This is a genomic window from Bacteroidales bacterium, from assembly GCA_035342335.1.
Taxonomy (GTDB): Bacteria; Bacteroidota; Bacteroidia; order Bacteroidales; family JAGONC01; genus JAGONC01.
In genome coordinates, this window is the sequence record DAOQWY010000015.1 from 22503 (window position 1) to 46104 (window position 23602).

The 23602-nt window shown below is 51.4% G+C and carries 14 protein-coding genes; 9 read left to right on the plus strand and 5 right to left on the minus strand.

Annotation, left to right across the window (positions count from 1 at the left end):
- Position 1 precedes the first annotated feature (1 nt).
- Entirely contained in the window at positions 2–718 is a 717-nt protein-coding gene (locus PKI34_08735; GenBank protein HNS17892.1) for a mechanosensitive ion channel, read from the plus strand.
- Here the strand turns inward: PKI34_08735 and PKI34_08740 are convergent.
- The gene (locus PKI34_08740) at positions 699–1547 is read right to left on the minus strand and encodes a hypothetical protein (protein ID HNS17893.1); all 849 of its coding nucleotides are present in this window, start codon (positions 1545–1547) and stop codon (positions 699–701) included. The two genes, PKI34_08735 and PKI34_08740, sit on opposite strands and share 20 nt — an antisense overlap.
- Positions 1548–1809: 262 nt before the next feature.
- Between PKI34_08740 and PKI34_08745 the strand changes: the two genes are divergently transcribed.
- On the plus strand, positions 1810–3180 hold the full coding sequence (locus tag PKI34_08745; GenBank protein HNS17894.1) for a hypothetical protein: 1371 nt from the start codon (positions 1810–1812) through the stop codon (positions 3178–3180).
- A 70-nt stretch (positions 3181–3250) separates the two neighbouring features.
- On the opposite strand, the gene PKI34_08750 is transcribed toward PKI34_08745, so the two are convergent.
- Positions 3251–5722, minus strand: coding sequence for a lectin like domain-containing protein (locus PKI34_08750; protein ID HNS17895.1), 2472 nt, complete (start codon positions 5720–5722; stop codon positions 3251–3253).
- Positions 5723–6189: 467 nt separating this feature from the next.
- Between PKI34_08750 and PKI34_08755 the strand changes: the two genes are divergently transcribed.
- Complete coding sequence (locus tag PKI34_08755; GenBank protein ID HNS17896.1) at positions 6190–10470, plus strand: dockerin type I repeat-containing protein; 4281 nt, start codon at positions 6190–6192, stop codon at positions 10468–10470.
- A 53-nt stretch (positions 10471–10523) separates the two neighbouring features.
- Here PKI34_08755 and PKI34_08760 read toward each other — a convergent pair whose 3' ends face one another.
- Positions 10524–10961, minus strand: a complete 438-nt coding sequence (locus tag PKI34_08760) for a hypothetical protein (GenBank protein HNS17897.1) — start codon at positions 10959–10961, stop codon at positions 10524–10526.
- A gap of 104 nt (positions 10962–11065) precedes the next feature.
- On the opposite strand from PKI34_08760, the gene trxB reads away from it, so the two are divergent.
- The 5 genes from trxB (at position 11066) to PKI34_08785 (ending at position 19283) form a co-directional block, all read left to right on the plus strand.
- Positions 11066–11998 carry a thioredoxin-disulfide reductase gene (gene trxB / locus PKI34_08765; protein HNS17898.1) on the plus strand — a complete coding sequence of 311 codons (933 nt, stop codon included), beginning with the start codon at positions 11066–11068 and terminating at the stop codon, positions 11996–11998.
- Positions 11995–12930: a cation diffusion facilitator family transporter gene (locus PKI34_08770; protein ID HNS17899.1), complete on the plus strand. Its 936-nt coding sequence runs from the start codon at positions 11995–11997 to the stop codon at positions 12928–12930. The genes trxB and PKI34_08770 overlap by 4 nt, the downstream gene beginning before the upstream one ends.
- A 75-nt stretch (positions 12931–13005) precedes the next feature.
- The gene (gene purL, locus PKI34_08775; GenBank protein ID HNS17900.1) at positions 13006–16701 is read left to right on the plus strand and encodes a phosphoribosylformylglycinamidine synthase; all 3696 of its coding nucleotides are present in this window, start codon (positions 13006–13008) and stop codon (positions 16699–16701) included.
- Positions 16698–17414, plus strand: a complete 717-nt coding sequence (gene deoD / locus PKI34_08780; GenBank protein HNS17901.1) for a purine-nucleoside phosphorylase — start codon at positions 16698–16700, stop codon at positions 17412–17414. Before purL ends, deoD begins: the two co-directional genes overlap by 4 nt.
- Before the next feature lie 105 nt (positions 17415–17519).
- Positions 17520–19283, plus strand: a complete 1764-nt coding sequence (locus PKI34_08785; GenBank protein HNS17902.1) for a long-chain fatty acid--CoA ligase — start codon at positions 17520–17522, stop codon at positions 19281–19283.
- A gap of 191 nt (positions 19284–19474) precedes the next feature.
- Here the strand turns inward: PKI34_08785 and holA are convergent, their stop codons facing one another.
- Positions 19475–20482, minus strand: coding sequence for a DNA polymerase III subunit delta (gene holA, locus PKI34_08790; protein HNS17903.1), 1008 nt, complete (start codon positions 20480–20482; stop codon positions 19475–19477).
- Between the two features lie 19 nt (positions 20483–20501).
- The gene (locus PKI34_08795; protein ID HNS17904.1) at positions 20502–21272 is read right to left on the minus strand and encodes an AMP nucleosidase; all 771 of its coding nucleotides are present in this window, start codon (positions 21270–21272) and stop codon (positions 20502–20504) included.
- A 139-nt stretch (positions 21273–21411) separates the two neighbouring features.
- Here PKI34_08795 and PKI34_08800 point away from each other — a divergent pair, with 139 nt between their 5' ends.
- Entirely contained in the window at positions 21412–23601 is a 2190-nt protein-coding gene (locus PKI34_08800) for a peptidase domain-containing ABC transporter (protein HNS17905.1), read from the plus strand.
- Position 23602 lies beyond the last annotated feature (1 nt).

A 23602-nucleotide genomic window follows, 5' to 3' on the forward strand; every position in this document is an offset into this window, starting at 1 on the left:
AATGAAGTTTATCATTGCGCTCCTTATTGCCTTGCTGATCTTTCTGGCACTGAAACTTATCGGATTCCTGTTGAAATATCTGTCGTACCGGTTCGCCAGAATGGGTTTTCTGCATCATCTCAGGGTGGTACTCGGATTTATCGCCTGGCTGTTCTTTATCTTTTGGGCGATGGATTACTTGTTCAGAAACGAGTTCTTCTTTCCGTATCTTCTTTCTGTCCTTATTCTTCTCGTCGTCGGTTTTCTGGGATGGTACCTGCTGAGGGATTTATTTGCCGGTATTGTTTTCAGAGTGAAGTATTCGCTGAAAAAAGGTACGCATATCCGGGCGGGAGAGATCTCAGGCATCATCCAATCCCAGCATCTCACCTGCCTGAAGATCATAACAGACGATGGTCAGATGCTCCGGGTTCCCTATTCGAGAATTAACCACGAAATGATCATCGAACGGGTTCAGCCTGGTGTGCTCAAAGGTACTGTTGTTCATCTTCTCGTCGACTCTTCGCTGAGCAAATACCAGGTCGAAACCCTGATCCACGACACCATTTTGAATTTACCCTGGAGTAGCCTGAAAGAAGAGCCTGCCATCCGGTTCCTTCAGGAAAACGAAAAGGAACATAGGGTTGTGGTGACTTTTTATACGTTAAGTGCGAAGCATGCCAGGCTCATTGAGGCGGCCCTGGTAGAGATCCCTTCTGTCAGGATGAAGGCTGGATAAGCTGTTTCTGGTTGTTTTTCCTGGTATAATCCTCCAGCGATAAATAATCCGCACCCTGCAGCTCTGTAAACCGTATGCTGTAACCCTTCACGCCGAAGATCAGCTCAAGTGCCCTTTCAACGTGATGCCGGAGGGGTTCGGTGATCCATTTTAATTCGGAAGGACCATTTTCCGTATCTTTCTCCACCTGTGCCCTGATTTCCTCTTTAAGTTTGCTGGCAATATGGTCCAGCCTGGGATTCGTTTTCCAGTGTTCGCTCCCAAAAAAAGGGGTGTTCAATTCCAGTATCTCGGCGATTTCCCAAGTGCAGGCCCTTTTCGTAAAGGATAAGAATTCCGGATCTGCATTTTTGATGAAAATTTCCCTGTTCTCCTCGTCTATTTTGAACATCAATTTATGAAAATCCACTCCGTATTTTGCGATGAAATCAACGTTGATCACGCCAATGAACTGTACATCCTTTCCTTTGCTATTGAACTGCTGATTCACCGTCCTTTTAAAATTGGTGTTGACTTCAAAAAGACCCAGCTCCAGGACCGTGTTGATCTCGGAGATGTTCAGCTTTCTTTTTGCATAGTCTTCATTTTCCTGTTCTAATTTCTGGTTCTCAGCTTTCACTTTCAACAGCTCCTCATTCAACGTATCGATCTGCTGCATTTTTTCTTTCAGGAGGAATTCCCATAACAGAACGAGGAAAGCGGTGAGGCCCAGAACGATCAATCCGATGATGAACACCTTGTTGAAAAGCAGGAGCACTGCCAGCAGAAGCAGCGCTCCTGCCATAAGGTAGAACTTGAACTTTCTGAACAAATTGGTCCTTCGTGGCATTGTTATGCTTTGATAAGCTCCCGCATGGGAATGATTGTGTTACAAATGTACGTTTTATTGCGTTACCACGTATTTCCGGCAGCGCGGTTTGTCAGCTGTATGGATGCAGATTTCCTTCCTTTGTCGGGAAAAAAACAATTTAATTAATATCTTGTTGATTTATAGATGTTTATATTAATGAATAAAAATAAGGACAAATTTTTTGTAATTATGGATAGTTTTATATTTTTAGATGCTTAAATATTCACTAAAATTCCAGACTATGAAACCCGATTTTTTTAGCCTAAAGATTGTACTCGTAGCCTTCTTTCTCAGCCTTTTTTATGCAGGCTGCGACCTGTTCCAGAAAGACGATGACGAAGAGGAACCGAAGGAGGGTTTTACGGAAACCCTCTTTGTAAATCCTGAAGATGGCCAGATCATCCAGTACGACAGTGCAGGAAGGAAGGCCACCTTCATAGGGGAAAAGGACAGCGAGGGTTTGCCAACGAAAATCACCCAGGCCATTGTCGACGGGGAGGACCTTTCAGAGGAAAGCCGCACCGTCATCACATTCGATGACCAGGGAAGAACCACCTCCCTGAGCAGTGAAGCCAACGGTTACATGACCCTTGAGTATGTATCGGACACCCAGGTGGTGGTGGTATACACCCTCCCTGATCACATGGAATCCTTTCAGATTACTTTCAATCCCCAGAGTGCAAAGAAGGTTGGGGATTGCGGATGCCCGGGCGTCAGAAAGGAAACGGAGACAAGCTTCACCAGACGAAGCGATGCGAACGCACCTGTTGTTCAGCAGCCCCCAAGGCAGGAAGCCCCGCCTGTTTCGCTTAAATCAGGTCTGGAGCTCGAAGGCGATATCCATACTTATTTCAATCAGACCGTCAACCCGGTCACAGGAAACACCGTGTTGGGCATGTGGGAAGCACCGGATGGCAAAACCGGGGCTTTGAAGATCATTCCCGAGGGACCCGGTAAGTTCAACTATTTCTTCCCTTCCAATCCTGCACCACCACCACCGGCCGGATTTTCAGACAAGGCGAAGAATCTTCTCACCCTCCTCTGTATGGGTGCCATTCCCATCACACTTGCCAAAGAACAGATCTGCCTGTCATTTACGGCGGGTTTTGCTGCCTGCGAGGCGATCCTTACTGCTTATGTATGGCTCTGCAGGGCCAATTCGGTCCATACGATCGGGACGTTCACCTATGATATTTACTCTGCTAAGAGCATTCACGTATTCGTGAATTCCCTGCATCCCAATTTGCCCGCCAAAAGGGGCGAAACCAACTTCAGTCCCTCCGGCTCGTCCCTACCGGAGATCAACATTGTCTACGATGCCTATGCCGTCATCGGTAATCTTACCACATCACCGCCCGATCCTGATCCCAACCAGGGATATACCATCTATGCCACGATCCTGAACGTGATCCCGGGGATTGATCAGGCCAAACTTTCCATGGTCGGTAGCGATGGGTATACAAAAGAACAAACCTTTGAACTGGATGCTTCCGGGGTCTGCTCGATGTTCATTCCCGGAGCATTGGAGGGTGTGAGGGACGACATCACGGCGGAGGTCATCAATCAATATCCGCAACCCGGACAGACCGTGACCATTTCCATCATTTTCTGATGACAGATGGTCACGGTGCAGGTCACCGTATCCGTTTCCTGGCTGGAGAATGCACGGAAGGAGCGGTTTCTTAGTTCAAGAGGATCATTTTTTTATGGAATGACCTGTCACCGGCCGTTAACCGGTACACATAAACACCGGGTTTGACACGGCAACCCGACATATCCTTTCCATCCCATGCGATCAATTTTACTCCGGGCGTTTCCGTACGGTTGAGGAGTGTTCTGACCAGCCTGCCATCCAAAGTATGAATGGTAAGGGTTATGTGCGAAGGGTTGGAAAGCTCGTAGGTGATCTGTGTGTTTTCACAGAAGGGGTTCGGGTGGTTGCCCAGCAGCCGGAAGGAATGTGCCGGTTCATCCTGCACGTGTGTGACCACATTCTCAAGGGCATAGAGCTCAACATCGTCGATGTTCCAGCCACAGTACCTCCACCCGGCATCGGTGGATCCCATGGTCCAGCGGAGGTACACATCCGGCTGATGGTCGGCCACATCTGAAATGTCGATCTCCACGGGGACCCAGTCGTTATCGGTGATCTCTTTATCGTTTGTCCAGATGGTCTGCCAGTTAATCCCATCATTGCTCACCCTGACATACGCATGATCAAACTGTGGTTTTTCCACGCCCAGCCACCGCATGAACTTCAGCCGGACCCCGTACCAGTTTGAGCAGTCGATAGAATTGGATGTCAGGTGTTTCTCCAGCAGGTTGTTTTGATAATCCCCCTGCAGGTTATATCCGTAGACATTATTCTGTGTGTACCCTTGGGTGGGATCAGGATAACCGTGTTCGCCTCCGGATCCGGTAGGCTGACCAAATCCCCAGTCGGCCTCGGTGGTCCAGCCCGGATCTGTTTCAAAGGACCATTGTTGTTTCAGCATTGGCTCGCCAACCAGTAACACCACATTCCTTGAAATGTCAGCCTTTTGACCGGTGAGGCGGATGAACCGGAGGACGGAAGGATAGGCTCCGGGAGAAAGGGTGGCGGCGTTTTCATTGACCTCCAGTGTGATCAGAGCGACCTCACCCTGATCAAGGATTCCCTGCGATGGTCCGGTCAGGGTAAGCCAGGGCACCAACGGATCCAGTTCAACGGAATACTCAACAGGTGTGATGCCCTTGTTCTCAAGACTGTAGGTTTTGCTGGATGGAGTGAACGGACCGCCCATACTGCCCCGGGGTTTGAAATTTTCTTCGGGAGTCACTTCCAGCCCTGATGCCACTGTCAGCGCTTTGACACAGAAGTTGCCGGTATGGAGGAACCCGGAGGGATCGTCATAATCATAGAAATCGATCCATTGTCCGTCGCTTCTGTAATAACTTTCGCCGTAACTGGCTGCAGATTCAACGATGGTCCTGTAGCTGGCACCCAGCAGCACCGGCACATCGGAGGTTCTGTCGTAGGGATAGCCTCCTTCGGAAAGGGTAAGCTGAACGTAAAAGTCGTCCCCTTCATCCAGTTCCACCATCTCATCCAGGTCGAGGGTATGGAATCCCCTGAATTCAATGGTACCGCTCAGGGATGATAGTACGTTCTGCAGCTCGCCCCCGATGAAATCATCAAACAGGGTGACCGTGTACTCCACACCATTTGCGGCCGTGAAAAAGCTTACCGCCCGGAGCAGCTCCTCACCCTCGCTGATGAATTTATTGGCAACGGCTGTGCAACCGGTGAAGGTGTCGCGCCAGCCGTGGTAATCGTGGTAATAAATATGCTCATATTGCTGAGGTTCGGCATTGCCAAAGGAGATGCCGCCCATTTCAGGATGATGGCCGCAATGTTTGTCGTAATAGGAGATCCAGAAATACCCGTCGAGCCCCCAGCTGCTGCCCCAGCTGTTCTTGCACAGCCAGGCCCCGGGCAACGGCGCCTGTGTGGCCTTGTCATCATCCCATCCCACAATGGCCACGGCATGATTTGGGTCGAGGGTTGATGTTGGCGGCTGGTAATGAATGTAATTGCTGATGAAACTGCCATTGGAGCACAGGCAGGTCCCCATCACGCCATGTTCCATGATGCTCTGTTTCATCGCGTTGATGTTCTCCAGGTTATCACCGGCGGTGAACCATTCAATGTCGCGTGGGTAATAGTAGTGATAACCGGGAGCATCACGGGCAGGAGGTATGTCGAAGGATTGTCCGTCGATATCGCGCACGGCTCCCTCACCCCTTGAAAGGTAAGCCGAGGTCACCATGTAATCTCCTCCCTGGTGGACGGTCAGGCCGCTGCCCGAAGGAGGCTGCAGGTCATCATTGTTGTGCTGGTTGAACCCGTTCCACCAGTCCAGATGGTACTCTGCCAGGTTGGGTTCTCCCGATTCTCCGGCCGCTGCCCATACCCCGGTGATCAGCAGGTTCCCTTCGATGGCCGCCATGGCGCCGTGGGTCCAGCAGGTCCCCCCATCCTGCGATTTGACAGAGGTAACATAGCTGATCCCGTCAACATCCCGCAGATCGAACGTTGCAGGCGGATCCGGACGCTGGCCCAGAGCAAAGGAACTTAGAAATATGAATGCAATGAAGGAGAGTTTTTTTGTCATGATTTTTACTGTTTTGTATCTATTGATTAAAATACCAGACCTAAAGGTCAATGGGGTTATTTTCCCTAAAAAAACATTGGATCTTTCCAAAAGAAGATATTCTTTTTATGGTCTGCCTTTTTTTAGTGAACACCGGCTCTTCCGGGAAGATGGTACAAAGGTAGGGATTTATTTGTCCCGGTTCCACATACAAAAACACGCATTCAATTGAAGTAAAATTCTTTTTCTTTTTTTAAATAATACTTGAAAACCAGTAATTTATTCATTATATTTGTCCCTGCTTTACTTTATATACCCATTGACAGAATAAGTGAGGCGGATCACACTTTAACATTTTTGTTATGCCTCTGCAAAGCTTCCTGGCGAAGTGGGTTCAACGGTACTTGAGCTTGGTAATCCGGCATTTTTTTTACCATTCCCGAAGTAGATCAGAATCATCCTGTTCGTTTCATTAACATCCTCCCGCCATGAAAAACCTGATTTCTCTCCTGATCATTGGCAGTTTCATTTCTGTTTTTCACACCTCCTCCTCAGTGGCCCAGCCCAGGGAGTTCGGCGATGCTCCGGAAGGAGCGCTGGCCTATCCGGCAACGGGAGTCGTGGGGTCGTTCCCGACCTGTAAAACCCTTGGTCCTGCAGGATGGGTTGAGCATAATAACTTTGGAGCCGTATTAGGTCCTGCGTTTGAGTTTGACGGAGAGGGAAACGGGGGATTATGTCCCCAGTTCAATCCATATGATTTTGATGAATGCAAAGGTGACGGCGATGCCGGGTTGATCATCCCCGGGGCATTCACCATTGTTGGCGGAGTGGAGGTTCCTTGCCTTCCGGGAGATGTGGCACCCCTGGGAACTGCCGGCAGCCTGGCAGTTTGGGGAGGAAACGTCGATATCACTGTAACCAATTACATGCCCAGCGCATCACCGGGTTATATGAACGTAATCGTTGACTGGGCTCAGGATGGTTCCTGGGGAGGCACTTCTGAACATATCCTGGTTGACTGGTTTGTACCCAATGGTTATGCAGGTCTCTTGTCAGGTCTCGGCCCGCCTAATTTTGTCATAGGACCCAATTCAGGGTACGTATGGGCCAGGTTTACCATCTCAGAGCAGCCTGTGGGCATGAACTGGGATGGATCCGGTTCATTTGAGGATGGTGAGTCCGAAGACTACTTGTTGCTGGTCGCGCCTTCGTCGGGTAACCTGGACTTCGGCGACGCGCCCGACGTTCCCTATCCGACCTTACTGGCTAGTAACGGAGCACGGCATACGAATGATGGGGTGACTTTTATCGGAGCCGCTATTGATAATGAGGTCGACGGTCAGCCGACCGCCAATGCGGATGGCGATGACCTGGCAGGCCTGGACGACGAGGATGGGGTCACTTTCACTTCAGCAATGATCCCTGGCCAGTGGGCTACCCTGAACATTGTCGCTTCGGCCAATTGCCTGCTGAATGCGTGGATGGACTTCAACCTGACGAATGGCTGGGCGGATGCCGGTGAACAGATCTTCACCAACGTCCTGCTCATCACAGGACTGAATACGCTTCTTTTCCAGGTTCCTGCAGGTGCGGCGTCAGGGATGACCTGCGCACGTTTCAGGGTGAATCTGAATGGCAACCTGAGTTATACGGGAGCTGCCACGGAGGGAGAAGTGGAAGATTACAGGATAATGGTCGGGGAAGAACCCCCGAATTACGATTTTGGTGATGCACCGGAGGGTGCCTATGCTTATGTTCCGAGCGGCGTGTTCCCAAACGGAGTGATGGGTCAGTTTCCCACCTGTACGGGTGTTGGTCCGGCAACCTGGATACAGCATACAACTTCCCTGGCCTACTTTGCTTCTTTTGACACGGAGCCGGATGGGAATGCCGGCTTGTGTCCGGGTTTCGTTCCGTACGATCAGGATGAATGCAAGGGAGGCGGGGATGCTGGTTTGATCGTACCAGGTGCGTTCATCAACACGCTCGTCACCGTTAATCCTCTTTTATATATTGTTTATCCGTGCGTTATGAATGATAATGTGCCTCTGGGGATTCCTTGTTCTACCGCCGCCTGGGGAACCAGCATAGATATTACAGTACAAAATTTCAGACCAGCCAGTGCTTATGTAAATGTGCTGATCGACTGGGATCAGAACGGCAGCTGGGGAGGATCCTCCCCTTGTCCCTTGAACCAGGCAACCGAACACGTGCTGGTTAATTTTAGTGTACCCAGTGGTTATTCGGGTCCGTTGTCAGGACTGCAACCTCCCTCGTTCACCATAGGGCCGAATCCTTCATGGGTATGGGCCAGGTTTTCTATCACGGATCAACCGGTAGGTACGAATTGGGATGGGTCCGGCAGTTTTGAGGATGGAGAAACGGAGGACTATCTGTTCATTATTTCCAATCCAGCCCTGGACTTCGGCGACGCGCCCGACGTTCCCTATCCGACCTTACTGGCCAGTAACGGAGCACGGCATACGAATGATGGGGTGACTTTTATCGGAGCCGCTATGGATAATGAGGTCGACGGTCAGCCGACCGCCAATGCGGATGGTGATGACCTTGCAGGCCTGGACGACGAGGATGGGGTAACATTCACCACCCCGCTGATTCCCGGACAGTTGGCCATCATTCAAATCGTAGCTTCGGTTAATTGCACACTGAATGCCTGGATGGATATTAACCAGTTGAATGGATGGGCAGATGCGGGAGAAAATATATTCTTCAACCAGCCGTTGATTGCCGGATTAAATGCCCTTCAGCTACTGGTACCTCCAAATGCTGCCTTGGGAATGACGTACTTTCGGTTCCGCGTGAACATTAGCGGTGGATTGAGTTATACGGGAGCTGCCACGGAGGGAGAAGTGGAAGATTATAGGGTGATGATTGGTGAGGAACCCCCGAACCTCGACTTTGGCGATGCACCGGAGGGGGTGCCGGCGTATCCGGTGAGCGGCGTGATCGGGCAGTTCCCGACGTGTACCACGATCTTGCCATCGGGGATTGTACAGCACACCAATTTTGGAGCGTGGTTCGGGCCGTTAGTGGATTTTGAGTCAGACGGGAATGCGGGACTGTGTCCTGGATTTGCGCCCTATGATGCGGATGAATGTCAGGGCGATGGGGATGCGGGACTGCTTGTTCCCGGAGCGTTCACCCTGGCTGGGCTGCCGCCTGTCGTGGTACCCTGTCCCCAATCAGGTGCTACGCCGCTTGGGAACACGTGCACGACAGCGCAATGGGGTCCGAACATCGACATGCAAGTGCAAAATCTTTGTCCGAGCGGACTGCCTCATTTTGTGAACGTATTGATCGACTGGGACCAGAATGGACAGTGGGGAGGCGGTTCACCGTGTCCGGGTGGTCTTATAGCTTCGGAACATGTTTTGGTAAACTTCCCGGTGCCCAATGGCTATAATGGACCATTGTCCGGTCTGCAGCCGCCGTCGTTTTTGATCGGTCCGAATGCGGGGCATGTGTGGGTCCGGTTTACCCTGAGCGAGGTGACGGTTCCCCCGATGGTGTGGGATGGGTCAGGCAGTTTTGAGGATGGGGAGACGGAGGATTACCTGTTGCTGGTCACCGAAGAGGAGCCCGACACGTATGACTTCGGTGATGCGCCCGACGGTCCGTACCCGACGCTTTTGGCCAGCAACGGGGCGAGCCATATGCTGGGTTCCGGCCTTATGATGGGATTCCTGGTGGATGCAGATGCCGATGGCCAGCCCACAGCGAATGCCGACGGGGATGATCTGAACAATGTGGATGATGAGGACGGTGTGGTTTTCACCACTCAGCTGATCCAGGGCCAGATGGCTACGCTGCAGATCACTGTTACCATGGCTTGCCTGCTGAACGCCTGGATGGACTTCAACCAGCTGAATGGCTGGGGCGATCCGGGTGAGCAGATCTTTACCAACGCGCCTCTTGGAGCCGGGCTGAATACGCTGACGTTCCAGGTTCCTGCCGGCGCTGCGCTTGGGCAGACGTACCTCCGGTTTCGCGTGAACCAGACTGGCGGTCTGAGTTTTACCGGACCGGCCACCGATGGGGAGGTGGAGGATTATACCAACACGATCGTGGAGCCTGCGCCGACGTTTGACTTTGGCGACGCCCCCGACGGTCCTTACCCGACGCTTTTGGCCAGCAACGGGGCGAGCCATATGCTGGGTTCCGGCCTTATGATGGGATTCCTGGTGGATGCAGATGCCGATGGCCAGCCCACAGCGAATGCCGACGGGGATGATCTGAACAATGTGGATGATGAGGACGGTGTGGTTTTCACCACTCAGCTGATCCAGGGCCAGATGGCTACGCTGCAGATCACTGTTACCATGGCTTGCCTGCTGAACGCCTGGATGGACTTCAACCAGCTGAATGGCTGGGCAGATGCCAATGAGCAGATTTTCATAAACACGCCTCTCAGTGCCGGGCTGAATACGCTGACGTTCCAGGTTCCTGCCAGTGCCACGCTGGGGCCGACATACCTTCGTTTCCGGGTGAACACCGGCGGTGGATTGAGTTATGCGGGTTCTGCCACGGATGGGGAGGTGGAGGATTATCAGTCAGTTGTTACAAATGTTCCAGGGGATGCCAACTGCGATGGTATAGTCAATGTTCTGGATGTCATTACGATAGCCAATTATATAATGGATCTGAATCCCGATCCCTTCTGCTTCGGCAATGCAGATGTCAATGCGGACGGGGTGATCAATGTGTTGGACATCATTGGCACGGTAAACATCATTATGAGTAATTGAGGGTGAGGTTATATCAAAATTCAAGTTAATTACAGAGACTTCACCTGAAGGCCTTATTTTGATGGAACCCCTTCTTCCCTGATACGCTCTACATCGGTGATATAATATTTTGTTTTTCCCCTCCAGGGAAAGACAGCGTAGCGTTTCGTATAATGGAGGCTCACCCTTTCACCCGTGAGGGAAACAGCCTGAAGTTCATCGACAATGGCTGTGTTTTTCCCCTCCACGGAGAATTCAAATGTTTCCAGAAAGGGACTGGAGTTTTTCATTGCTCCGAAGGTCTGGAGATTGAGCTGTCCTTCGTATGTTTTGAAAATGACTCCTTTTTTGCTGATCCTGACGATGGTACCGGATCTGACACCTTCATCGTAGCTGCCAAAGTATAAAAAGCAAACGACTCCGATCAGGACAGCGATGGCGATAAGGATGAATTTATTAAAAAGTCTCCTGCATCCACGGCCAGATGTTGATTTTGTTTTTTCAGTTTCCATAGCGGTCAATTTAACCTCAAAGCTACACTATTTCCGGATACCTGTCGAAGGTCCCTGTGTGGATAATGAAAGTTATTTTGTTATTTTGCACAAAAATTCACCCCATGGAAAAAGTAAAATGCCTGATCATTGGTTCGGGGCCTGCCGGTTACACAGCCGCCATTTATGCTGCCAGGGCTGACATGCACCCGGTGCTGTATACGGGGATGCAACCGGGAGGTCAGCTCACTACCACCAATGATGTTGAAAATTTTCCCGGTTATCCCGAAGGGGTAGCCGGACCCCAGTTAATGGATGATCTCCAGCAACAGGCCGGGCGTTTTAAAACCGATATCCGTTTCGGGATCATCACCAGGGCGGATCTATCGTCACGGCCTTTCCATATCGTGGCCGAGGATGGTGCCGAACTTCTGGCGGAGACCCTGATCATCGCCACAGGAGCCACTGCCCGTTACCTGGGTCTGCCTTCGGAGGAACGATTCAAAGGCCGTGGCGTGTCGGCCTGTGCCACGTGCGATGGATTTTTTTACAGGGGACAGGATGTAGCCGTTGTCGGAGGAGGGGATACGGCTGCAGAGGAAGCTTCCTACCTTTCAAAGATGTGCCGCAAAGTTTACCTGATCCACCGCCGGAACGAACTCAGGGCATCAAAGGCCATGCAGCACAGGGTGTTGAATACGGGCAACATCGAAGTTGTGTGGGACCACGTTCCCATTGAAATTCTGGGCGACACGGCAGGGGTCAATGGTGTACTCATCGAAAATGTGAAAACGGGGACACGCCGGAAACTGGACCTGCTGGGATTTTTTGTTGCCATTGGTCATCAACCAAATACCGGCCTGTTCGCAGGACAGCTCACCCTGGATGCGAATGGATACATTGTTACCGCTCCTGATTCTACAAGGACCAATGTGGAAGGGGTCTTCGCCTGCGGGGATGTTCAGGATCACGTGTTCCGGCAGGCGATCACTGCCGCGGGCACCGGGTGTATGGCAGCCCTGGAAGCAGAACGGTTTTTAGCTGCCCTTGAAACATGACCGACCGGACACACCTGATCATCAGGACCTCCTGGATCGGAATTATCGGGAACTCCCTCCTGTCGGTAATGAAGATCGTTCTCGGATTCATCTCCGGCAGCCTTGCCGTGGTGGGTGATGGCATCGACTCAGCCGGGGATATCATTATCTCCTGGATCACTTTGTTCACTGCACGTTTCATTTCCAGGCCTCCCGATACAACGTACGCCTATGGCTATGCAAAAGCGGATACCCTTGCGACCCTTGTTTTAGCTTTCGTCATTTTTTTCGCCGGAGCACAACTGGCGATTTCTTCGGTTACTCAGCTTTTCAAAGGGGAATATCCCGCAATCCCCTCCCTGCTGGCCATTTATGTGACGGTGATCTCCATTGCCGGAAAACTGATCTTAAGCCTGATCCATTTTCGCACGGGAAGGCAGATCAACAGTGCCATGCTCATTGCCAACGGAAAAAACATGCAGAATGACATGATCATTTCCCTTGGGGTACTTATCGGTCTTTTTTTTACGCGGATATATGACCTGCCCGTCATTGACAAGATCATCGCCCTGGTCATCAGTGTCTGGATCATGCGTGTGGGCCTCCAGATCTTCATGCGCACCAATATTGAGCTGATGGATGGGATCAAGGATCCTGCTGTTTATGATCAGATCGTGAAGGCTGTCGGGCGTGTGCCAAAAGCGCAGAACCCTCACCGGATGAGGGTTCACCAGATCGGAAACTCCTACATGATCACCTGCGATATTGAAGTGGACGGGACCATCACGGTGGATGAATCCCATGAGATCGCAAAAAATGTGGAAGAAAGCATTAAAGCCAACATTGGCAACGTTTACGACGTGATGGTTCACGTGGAACCTGCAGGTAACATCGAACGTGAGGTCTATGGCGTTTCGGACCATGATGTGAAAAAAATCAACCCGGGCAAATGATCCGTCCGCTGCCGTTATAGACCATTTTATATATTTGCGGAAAAAATCCCATTTTGCCATCCAAACCAGCTTTAAATGGTCATTTTTTTTACGAAATCCTCCTCTGTTTTTGCCGTTGAATATATCCATCCACCAAAGGAACAAGATCTTCTGAAACTGGAATGGCTGTTTGGGGGCGCCAGTGCCCGGTCATTGACCGCACTGGCGGGTGATTTTACCGGTCCGCGAAAGGAAATGATCACACCCTGGAGCACCAATGCGGTGGAAATTACCCAGAATATGGGGATCGAAGGAATACGGCGCATTGAGGAATTCCAGCGGTCGGAAGCTGATCCGGTCATGTTTGATCCAATGCTCCAGGCCAGGTATCATTCTCTTGACCAGGATCTGTACACCGTGGATAAAATTCCTGAGCCGCTAACCCTCATCAATGATATTGCTGCCTATAATCTGCAGGAAGGACTTTCACTGAACCAAGAGGAATTGGCTTATCTGGAACAGCTCAGCCGGAAGCTGGGCAGGCTGCTGACCGATACCGAGGTTTTTGGATTCTCACAGGTCAACTCGGAGCATTGCCGGCATAAAATATTCAATGGCGTTTTTATCCTGAACGGGAAACGCAAAAAAGAATCCCTTTTTGAATTGATCAGGAAGACCTCCCGGCTTCATCCGAACCGGCTGGTTTCGGCCTATAAAGATAATTGTGCCCTGATCTCGGGACCTGTTGTTCAGCAATTTGCTCCGTCACGACAGGACCGGGCCGCCTTTTTCAGGATCAGGGATATCGGAACGGTCCTCTCGCTGAAAGCCGAAACGCATAATTTCCCGACAACGGTGGAGCCGTTTAACGGAGCCGCAACGGGTACAGGAGGGGAGATCCGGGACCGGATGGCGGGAGGAAAGGGCAGCATTCCGATGGCGGGCACTGCCGTGTACATGACCTCTTATCCCCGGCTGGAGCCCGGTCGTCCGTGGGAAAGGAAAAGCAAGCCGCGAAAATGGCTCTACAAGACACCGGAAGAAATTCTGATCAAAGCGTCGAACGGCGCCAGTGATTTTGGGAATAAATTCGGTCAGCCATTGATCTGCGGAAGCCTGCTGACCTTTGAACATCAACACGCTTCCAGATCCTATGGTTACGATAAGGTGATCATGCTGGCAGGAGGGATCGGATATGCCAAAAAAGAGGATAGCTTCAAGGATCTCCCCGCAGCCGGAGATGCCATCATTGTCATGGGAGGGGATAACTACCGGATCGGCATGGGTGGCGGAGCGGTTTCCTCCGTTGCCACCGGTGAATACGGCAATGCCATTGAACTGAATGCTGTCCAGCGTTCCAATCCGGAGATGCAGAAACGGGTGGCCAACGCCTTGCGCGCTCTGGTTGAGAATTCCCGCAATCCTATCGTTGCCATCCACGATCACGGTGCCGGCGGACACCTGAACGCCATTTCCGAACTTGTGGAAAGAACGGGAGGAAAGATATTCATTCGAAAATTTCCCATCGGAGACCCAACCCTCTCCTCCAGGGAGATCATGGGAAACGAATCGCAGGAACGGATGGGCCTGATCCTGAAACCTGCCGATGTGCCCCTGCTCAAAGCCATCGCCGACCGGGAAAGAGCTCCTATGTACGTGGTGGGAGAAGTAACGGGGGATCTTCAGTTTGAAGTGATCGACGAGAAGGAGCAATCCCGCCCGATCCATCTCCATCTGAACGATATGTTTGGCAAACCGCCAGGGACCGTGATGGAGGATACTACACTCCCGACCGCGTTCGAGCCGCTGGTCTATGCGGAAGAGCATCTGCACGATTACCTGGAGCAGGTGCTGCAACTTGAATCGGTAGCCTGTAAGGACTGGCTGACCAATAAGGTGGACAGATCGGTCACTGGAAAGGTTGCCTTTCAACAGACCACCGGACCTCTTCAGCTACCCCTCAACAACCTGGGGGCGGTTGCACTGGACTTTCAGGGAAAAAGGGGAATTGCCACTGCCATCGGCCATGCCCCGGTTGCAGGCCTGATCGACCCGGAGGCTGGTTCGGTATTGTCGGTGGCCGAAGCCCTGACCAACCTCATCTGGGCGCCGCTGGTGGATGGCATTCGTGGCATTTCGCTCAGCGCCAACTGGATGTGGCCTGCCAAAAATCCGGGGGAGGATGAACGCCTTTACCGGGCCGTAGAAGCCGTCAGCCGGTTCGCCATTGATCTGGGGATCAATATCCCGACCGGAAAGGATTCTCTTTCCATGACACAGAAATACCCTGACGGGACCGTTGTTTTCGCCCCGGGGACCGTCATCATCTCAGCAATGAGCGAAGTGACCGATGTGCGAAGAATCGTCACCCCCGTTCCGGACCCTGATCCCCTCAAAAAGCTGATTTATATCGACTTGTCGCGGAAGCCGCTTGAACCTGGAGGAAGCAGTTTTGCGCAGATCCTGGGGCAGCCCGGAAATGTAACACCCACGGTCCGTGATCCGGCTTATTTTGTGAACGTCTTCAACACGATCCAGATGTTGATCACCGATGGGCAGATCAGTGCGGGTCACGACATTTCTGCCGGAGGGATGATCGTCACCCTGCTGGAGATGGTCTTTGCCAGGAATGACATCGGATTGGATCTTGATCTTTCCGGGCTGAGGGAACCTGACGTGATAAAATGCCTTTTCAGCGAGAACCCGGGCATCATCATACAGGCTGATGCAGGGCAACGCGTGATGAAAGCGCTGGATGACAACGGCGTTCTCTGCCATCTGATCGGGAATGTTTGCCTGCAGCGCAAAATGACGATTCAGACGGAGCACGGATTCCTTGCGTTCGATATTGATACCCTGCGCGATCTGTGGTTTAAGTCGTCGTATCTGCTTGACCGGAACCAGACCCTGCCTCGCCTGGCACTGGACCGCTTCCGGAATTTTAAGCATCAGCCCCTTGAATATAACTTTTTACCTGCATTTGAAGGACGTTTCAGCCAATACGCCCTCCTGCCCAAAAGAAAGACCGGAACCGGAATCCCTGCAGCGATCATTCGAGAGAAAGGTGTCAACGGCGACCGCGAAATGGCCTGGTCGCTATACCTGGCCGGCTTTGATGTGAAGGATATCCACATGACCGATCTGATCTCAGGCAGAGAAAATCTTGAGGATGTTCATTTCATCGTTTTTGTCGGAGGATTTTCCAATTCGGATGTTTTGGGATCAGGCAAGGGCTGGGCCGGAGCTTTTTTGTTCAACCCCAGAGCGAAGGCGGCTCTGGACAGGTTTTACCAACGGGAGGATACCCTCAGTTTGGGCATGTGCAACGGATGCCAGGTACTCGTGGAACTCGGTCTGATCTGCCCCGGCCATGCCGAATCCCCGCGGATGCTTCACAATGAATCCGGGAAATTTGAATCCTGCTTTATTAACGTGGATATTCTGGAAAATCATTCTGTGATGCTTCGTTCCCTGGCTGGCAGCCGTCTCGGGATATGGGTGGCCCACGGCGAGGGAAGATTTGAGCTTCCGTACGATGAAGAAAGGTATCACATTCCCGTTAAATACGCATACGGCGGATATCCGGGTAATCCAAACGGATCTGCCTGCAATGCAGCAGCCGTCTGCTCGGAGGATGGCCGTCATCTGGCCATGATGCCTCACATCGAACGGGCCGTGTATCCCTGGCAGTGGCCTTACTACCCGGAGAACCGCCGCTCGGATGAGGTGTCACCCTGGATCGGGGCATTTGTCAACGCAAGGGAATGGATTAAATCAATGCGCAAAATATGAGCATACATCTACAGGCTTCCCCGGGCCAGATTGCCGAAACAGTTCTTCTGCCAGGCGACCCGGTGAGAGCAACCTTCATCGCTGAAACCTATCTTGAGGATCCGGTCTGCCATAACCAGATCCGCGGTATGTACGGCTACACGGGCACCTATAAGGGCCGCAAGATCTCGGTGCAGGGAACAGGGATGGGAATTCCCTCCATTGCCATCTACGTTCACGAACTCATTGCGGATTATCAGGTGAAAAACCTCATCCGGGTTGGCTCGTGCGGAGCTATCCGGAATGATATCGGCATCAGGGATGTCATCCTGGCCATGTCGGCATCCACGGATTCAAATTTCAATAAGCATCGTTTTGGCCAGATGGACTTCGCACCCACAGCCAGCTTCCAGCTTTTGAAACACGCCTGGGAAGTGGCCCGCCGTCTGAACATCAAGGTTGACGTTGGTAATGTGCTGACTTCTGACATTTTTTACTATGAAGACGGACAGGCAGATCCTTTTCAGGTCTGGAGGGATTACGGTGTTCTGGTTGTGGAAATGGAAACGACAGCGCTCTATACGCTGGCTGCACGGTATGGCGTGAATGCATTGTCCATCCTTACAGTCAGTGATAATATATACCATAATTTGCACATAACGACCCGGGAAAGGGAACGGTCTTTCCGGCAGATGATTGAGATTGCGCTTGAGGTGGCGATCACGCAAGGGTAAAAGATGGTCATGGATTGTTATTCATGGTGATTCGTGGTCATCAGTTGTTATTCCTTTAACAATTTAACAATTTGACAGTTTGACAATTTAAAAAAACCTATCGATATGGAAATTACTCGCATTTTTGATATTCTGGATCGAATGTCGGTTGAATATCAACACGTTCAGGATGCCCTGGCGTATAAACAGAATGGACACTGGATCAAGTTTTCCGTCGGTGATTACATCCGCTACGCCAACCAGGTAAGCAAAGCGCTTCTTGCACTGGGAATAAAGGAGGGCGATAAGGTTGCGACCGTCTTATCCAACAGCCCGCAGTGGAATTTCGTGGACATGGGGCTGATGCAGATCGGAGCTGTTCAGGTTCCCATTTATTCCACGATCAGCAAGGATAATTTCAAACACATTTTTGCCGAAGCCGAAGTGCAGGCCGTCTTCATAACCTCCCGGGATATTTATGGCAAGATCAGGACGGTGATTGAGGAAGTGAAATCCATCAAAGCGGTATACCTGGTGGAGGAAACCGAAGGGGTGAAAAGCTGGGATGAGTTTCTCGCACTGGGAGAGGATATTCCCCAGCAACGCGTCGATGAAATGAAAGCGAACGTTGGCACCAACGATCTTGTTTCGATCATCTATACATCGGGCACAACAGGAATCCCCAAAGGGGTCATGCTATCGCACCGGAACTTCATCAGCCAGTGCATCGCCGTGAGCCAGATCCTTGAAAAAGACCCGGTGAAACGGGTGATGAGTTTTCTCCCGCTGTGCCACGTCTATGAAAGGATGCTGAATTATATGTACCAGTACATGGGCATTTCGGTATATTATGCAGAAAGCATCGAGAAACTCTCCGAGAACCTTCGCGAGGTGCATCCGGAGCTGTTCTGCGCTGTTCCCAGGGTAATTGAAAAATCGTTCGACCGCATCATGGCCAAAGGCAGGGAACTGAAAGGTATCAAGCGGTTACTGTTTTTCTGGGCTGTCAGCCTGGGTTACCAATTTGAGCTGAATAAGGCCAATGGTCCCTGGTATGAGCTGAAACGCAAGATTGCTGACCGGCTGATTTACAGCAAATGGAGAGCGGCGCTCGGTGGTAGTTTGCATATCATCGTGTCAGGCGGTGCCACCCTGCAGCCACGCCTTGCCCGGGTTTTCTGGGCCGCCGGGATCAAAGTGATGGAAGGCTACGGACTTACCGAAACATCGCCTGTCATTGCCGTTGCCAACTTTGAGCCGGATGGTGTATGCTTTGGTACGGTCGGCAAGGTGCTGCCGGGCGTAACGCTGGGCTTTGCCCGCGACGGAGAGATCCTGTGCAAGGGACCCAATGTCATGCTGGGTTATTACAAACACCCCCAGCTGACCAAAGAGGTGATCGACACCGACGGATGGTTTCATACCGGGGATATCGGGATGCTGGTTCAGGACACCTACCTCCGGATCACCGACCGTAAAAAAGAGATGTTCAAAACCTCGGGCGGTAAGTACATCGCCCCCCAGGTTCTGGAGGTGCTCTTCAAAGCCTCCCCTTTCATTGATGGGGTTATGGTGGTCGGTGAAAACAGGAATTTCCCTGCGGCCATCATCATTCCGGATTTTCAGCATCTGCGCTCCTGGTGCCGTGTCAAGAATCATCCCTATACAACCGATGCGGATGCCATCCGGGATCAGAGGATCGTTGACCGCATCCAGCGTGAGATCGATCAGGTGAACACTACACTGGATAAAACAGAACAGGTCAAACGGGTGGTTTTCCTGGATAAACCCTGGACCGTGGAGGATGGAGACCTCAGCCAGACACTGAAGCTCAGAAGAAAATATCTGATGGAGAAATACAGGGACATCATTGACAGGCTCTATGCATAACTGCGAACTGCGAACTGCGAACTGCAAACTGCAAACTGCAAACTGCAAACTGCAAACTGCAAACTGCAAACTATCATTTACCGCCTGCCAGGGACCCGCAGACCCGCAGACCTGCAGACCTGAGAACCAGCAGACCCGCAGACCTGAGAACCTGCAAACCCGCAGACCTGAAAACCTGGCTTCCGGATCTTTCAATGCAGTATCTTGAATACCAACTCTTTCAGCAGTTCTCCGTCGTCGGTCGATACATTCTCCACTCCTTTTGATTTCAGATCATACTCCCTCAGCAGGGATATGATGCGGGCCAGCTGCGCAGGAGCGTAATTCCGGGCCGTGGTCTGGTAATCCTGCAGAAAATAGGGATTGACCGACAGCGCTGCAGCAGCGCTGTTTTTGGATTTGTCTTTCAGTTGGTGGAAGATGAGCACTTTGGAGAAAAAGGCATACAGGATGGACAAAACCCTGTTCAATGGATTTTCTTTTGGATTGCTGGCAAAATACATTGCAATCTGGTTTGCCCTGAAAATGTCGCGGTTGCCCAGTGCTTTCTGGAGCTCAAAGACATTGTAATCCTTATGGACCCCAACGTGTTTTTCGACCAGTGCATCGTCAATCACCCTCTTGTCGGGTATGTTGATCTGTAATTTGCTGATTTCATTAACGATACGGTTCAGATCACTTCCCAGGTATTCCGTCAGCATCAGGGTGGCTTTGGGCGTGATCTCAAATCCTTTTTCCCTCAGGAAATCCCTGATCCAATCGGGGATCCGGTTATCATAAATCCTCTGTGATTCAAAGAAAACCCCTTTTTTTTCAACAGTTTTGACCAGGGTCCTGCGTTTATCGAGTTTCCTGTATTTGTAGCATAACACCAGAACGGTTGTCGCGGAAGGGTTTTCGAGATAGGGGACCAGTTCTTCAAGATTCCTTACTTCCTGGGCTTCCTTTACGATCACCACCTGGCGTTCGGCCATCATGGGAAACTGTTTGGCGTAATCCATGATCAAGCCGGCATCTGCATCCTTTCCGTAAACAACGTTGAGGTTAAAGTCCTTTTCGTCATCCGGAACAACCTGCTCCTCGATGTACATCGTGAGCTCATCAATAAAATAAGGCTCCTCTCCGGTGAGCAGGTAGACCGGAAAATACTTCTTGTTTTTCAGGTCACTGCGTATTTGTTCAAAAGTCAGGGAAGGCATTTTGACAGGGAGTTCTGGTTCAGAACCGCAGATGTTTTACCGTAAGTCCTTCATTGATAAGTTGTTTCAGTGATTCAATGCCGATCCTGACGTGCTGCTCGACGAATTCAGCGGAAACCTTCTGGTCGCTCTCCTCTGTCTTTATTCCTGATGAGATCATGGGCTGGTCAGAAACCAGCAGCAATGCTCCGGTGGGTATCTTGTTGGCAAATCCGACTATGAAAATGGTCGCCGTTTCCAGGTCAATGCCCATGCAGCGCGTTTTCTGCAGGTATTTTTTGAATCGTTCATCATATTCCCAGACCCTTCGGTTGGTGGTATAGACCGTACCGGTCCAGTAATCCCGTTCAAAGTCACGGATGGTGGTCGAGACAGCTTTTTGAAGGCTGAATGCAGGGAGGGCAGGAATTTCCGGCGGCAGGTAGTCATTCGAGGTTCCTTCACCCCGTATGGCAGCAATGGGAAGGATCAGGTCGCCGACACTGTTTTTCTTTTTCAGACCCCCGCATTTACCAAGGAACAAACAGGCTTTCGGCTGGACAACGCTCAGCAGGTCCATGATCGTGGCTGCATTGGCGCTGCCCATGCCAAACTTGATCATGGTGATATGGCCCGCTGTGGCACTGGGCATTGGCCGGTCACTGCCCCTGATCTCCGTTTGGGTGATGCTGGCAAACAATTCGAGGTATTGACTGAAATTGACCAGCAGGATATACTCGCCGAAATCCTCCAGATTCATTCCCGTGTACCTGGGAAGCCAGTTGGTTACGATATCTTTTTTCGTTGTTATGGGCATAGTGCCTGATTTATTTACAAAAATAGGATTATTTTGCGTACCAAATCGGAAACAGCCTGACCTGAATTTCCGTAAAAGGAGCAAAGAGATTGGTTACGCGGTTTCATTCAACAAGGAAGGCTTCAGGACACTAATGCCCGGATTCCCTTTTTATAAGCAATTGGACGTTATGGATTGCGGTCCGTCCTGTTTACGGATGATCGCTAAATTTTACGGTAAGACCTATTCTCTTCAGACACTCAGGGAACGAAGCTATATTACGCGTGAGGGCGTATCCCTGCTGGGGACAAGTGATGCCGCTGAGTCCATTGGCCTGCGGACCCTGGGGGCCAGGCTGAGCTTCGATCAGTTGAAGGAAGAAGCGCCCTTGCCGGCGATTGTTCACTGGCGCCAGAAACATTTCATTGTCGTTTATAAGATTAAAAAGGACCGGATCTACTGTGCCGATCCTGCCATCGGCCTGGTCCGTTATCCGGCCGGCGAGTTCCTGCAGGGATGGGCCAGCACCGTGAAAGAGGGAGAAAAGCAGGGCGTGGCACTTCTGCTGGAACCCTCCCCTGATTTTTATGCCCTGGAGGATGAACCGGTCAGAAAGAACAACCTGAAGTACCTCCTGTCGTACCTGAAACCCCATCGGAAGTACCTGATCCAGGTCCTGCTGGGGATATTCATTGCCAGCCTGTTGCAGCTGATCTTTCCCTTTCTGACCCAATCCATCGTGGACATCGGTATCAACAACCAGGATCTTGGATTTATCACGCTGGTGTTGATCGCCCAGCTGGTTTTGTTCATCAGTCAGACGGCCGTTGAGTTCATCCGGGGCTGGATCATGCTGCACATCAATACGCGGGTGAATGTGGCACTGATCTCCGATTTCCTGGCCAAGCTCATGAGGCTTCCCATCGGTTTCTTTGATACGAAGATGATGGGTGACCTGTTGCAGCGCATCGGTGATCACCGCCGTATCGAAGCGTTTCTGACAGGCTCATCGCTGAACATCGTCTTTTCATCGTTTACGTTCCTGATCTTCACCATCGTGCTTGCCATCTACAGCTGGAAGATCCTGGTGGTCTTCCTTGCGGGCAGCCTCCTCTACGTGCTCTGGGTCTACCTTTTTCTCAGGAAACGAAGAGAGCTGGACTATAAACGGTTTGCCCATCTTTCGGAGAACCAGGGCAACCTGATCCAGCTGATCACCGGGATGCAGGAGATCAAGCTGAACAATTGCGAGAAGCAGAAAAGATGGGAGTGGGAGCGGATCCAGGCCAGAATTTTCAGGGTGAACCTGAAAGGTCTTTCGCTTAACCAGTACCAGCAGGCAGGTGCCGTCTTTTTCGACCAGCTGAAAAATATCATCATCACCTTCATGGCAGCCAAGGCGGTCGTGGATGGGAATATGACCCTGGGTATGATGGTCGCGGTCCAGTACATCATCGGGCAGCTGAATGCACCGGTCGAACAGCTCATTCAGTTCATCCGCTCGGCGCAGGATGCCCAGATCAGCCTTGAGCGGCTGGGAGAAATTCACCAGAAAGAAGATGAGGAGTCATTTGGCCAGTCCAAAATAACCATCCTCCCTCGGCAAAGGGAGATCACGCTTTCGGGTGTGGCATTCCAGTATGAGGGGCCGCATTCGCCCTTTGTTTTAAAAGATATTGACCTTGCCATTCCGGAACACAAAGTAACTGCGATCGTGGGGCCAAGCGGCAGCGGCAAGACCACACTGATCAAGCTGCTCCTGGGTTTTTACCGGGCAACCAGCGGAGAGGTCCGGGTCGGCGAAGTGAATCTCCCGAACCTGTCGAACCGTTTATGGCGGGAGAAATGCGGGGCCGTGATGCAGGATGGCTTCATTTTCTCGGATACCATTGCCAGAAACATTGCCGTGAGCGATGAGATCATCGATAAGGACAAACTCTATCATGCGGTCAAAATGGCGAACATCCAGCCGTATGTCGAATCTCTGCCCCTGACCTATAACACCAGGATCGGGAGCGAAGGGATCGGGCTCAGCCAGGGCCAGAAGCAACGCATCCTGATTGCACGTGCCATCTATAAAAACCCGGAAGTTCTTTTCTTTGACGAGGCCACCAATGCGCTGGATGCCAACAATGAAAAAGTGATCATGGAAAACCTGCAGCAGTTCTTCCGGGGGAAAACGGTCATCATTGTGGCCCACCGGCTGAGCACTGTGAAAAATGCCGACCAGATCATCGTTCTGGAAAACGGAATGATCACCGAAAAGGGTAATCACCGGGAACTCACCGAAAGGAAGGGTTCGTACTACCACCTGGTCAAAAATCAGCTTGAACTGGGTGCCTGAA

Excerpts from the sequence above, each read along its gene's own strand:
- PKI34_08735 (HNS17892.1), top strand. The coding sequence starts at position 2 with ATGAAGTTTATCATTGCGCTCCTTATTGCCTTGCTGATCTTTCTGGCA.
- PKI34_08740 (HNS17893.1), bottom strand. The coding sequence starts at position 1,547 with ATGCCACGAAGGACCAATTTGTTCAGAAAGTTCAAGTTCTACCTTATG.
- PKI34_08745 (HNS17894.1), top strand. The coding sequence starts at position 1,810 with ATGAAACCCGATTTTTTTAGCCTAAAGATTGTACTCGTAGCCTTCTTT.
- PKI34_08750 (HNS17895.1), bottom strand. The coding sequence starts at position 5,722 with ATGACAAAAAAACTCTCCTTCATTGCATTCATATTTCTAAGTTCCTTT.
- PKI34_08755 (HNS17896.1), top strand. The coding sequence starts at position 6,190 with ATGAAAAACCTGATTTCTCTCCTGATCATTGGCAGTTTCATTTCTGTT.
- PKI34_08760 (HNS17897.1), bottom strand. The coding sequence starts at position 10,961 with ATGGAAACTGAAAAAACAAAATCAACATCTGGCCGTGGATGCAGGAGA.
- trxB (HNS17898.1), top strand. The coding sequence starts at position 11,066 with ATGGAAAAAGTAAAATGCCTGATCATTGGTTCGGGGCCTGCCGGTTAC.
- PKI34_08770 (HNS17899.1), top strand. The coding sequence starts at position 11,995 with ATGACCGACCGGACACACCTGATCATCAGGACCTCCTGGATCGGAATT.
- purL (HNS17900.1), top strand. The coding sequence starts at position 13,006 with ATGGTCATTTTTTTTACGAAATCCTCCTCTGTTTTTGCCGTTGAATAT.
- deoD (HNS17901.1), top strand. The coding sequence starts at position 16,698 with ATGAGCATACATCTACAGGCTTCCCCGGGCCAGATTGCCGAAACAGTT.
- PKI34_08785 (HNS17902.1), top strand. The coding sequence starts at position 17,520 with ATGGAAATTACTCGCATTTTTGATATTCTGGATCGAATGTCGGTTGAA.
- holA (HNS17903.1), bottom strand. The coding sequence starts at position 20,482 with ATGCCTTCCCTGACTTTTGAACAAATACGCAGTGACCTGAAAAACAAG.
- PKI34_08800 (HNS17905.1), top strand. The coding sequence starts at position 21,412 with ATGCCCGGATTCCCTTTTTATAAGCAATTGGACGTTATGGATTGCGGT.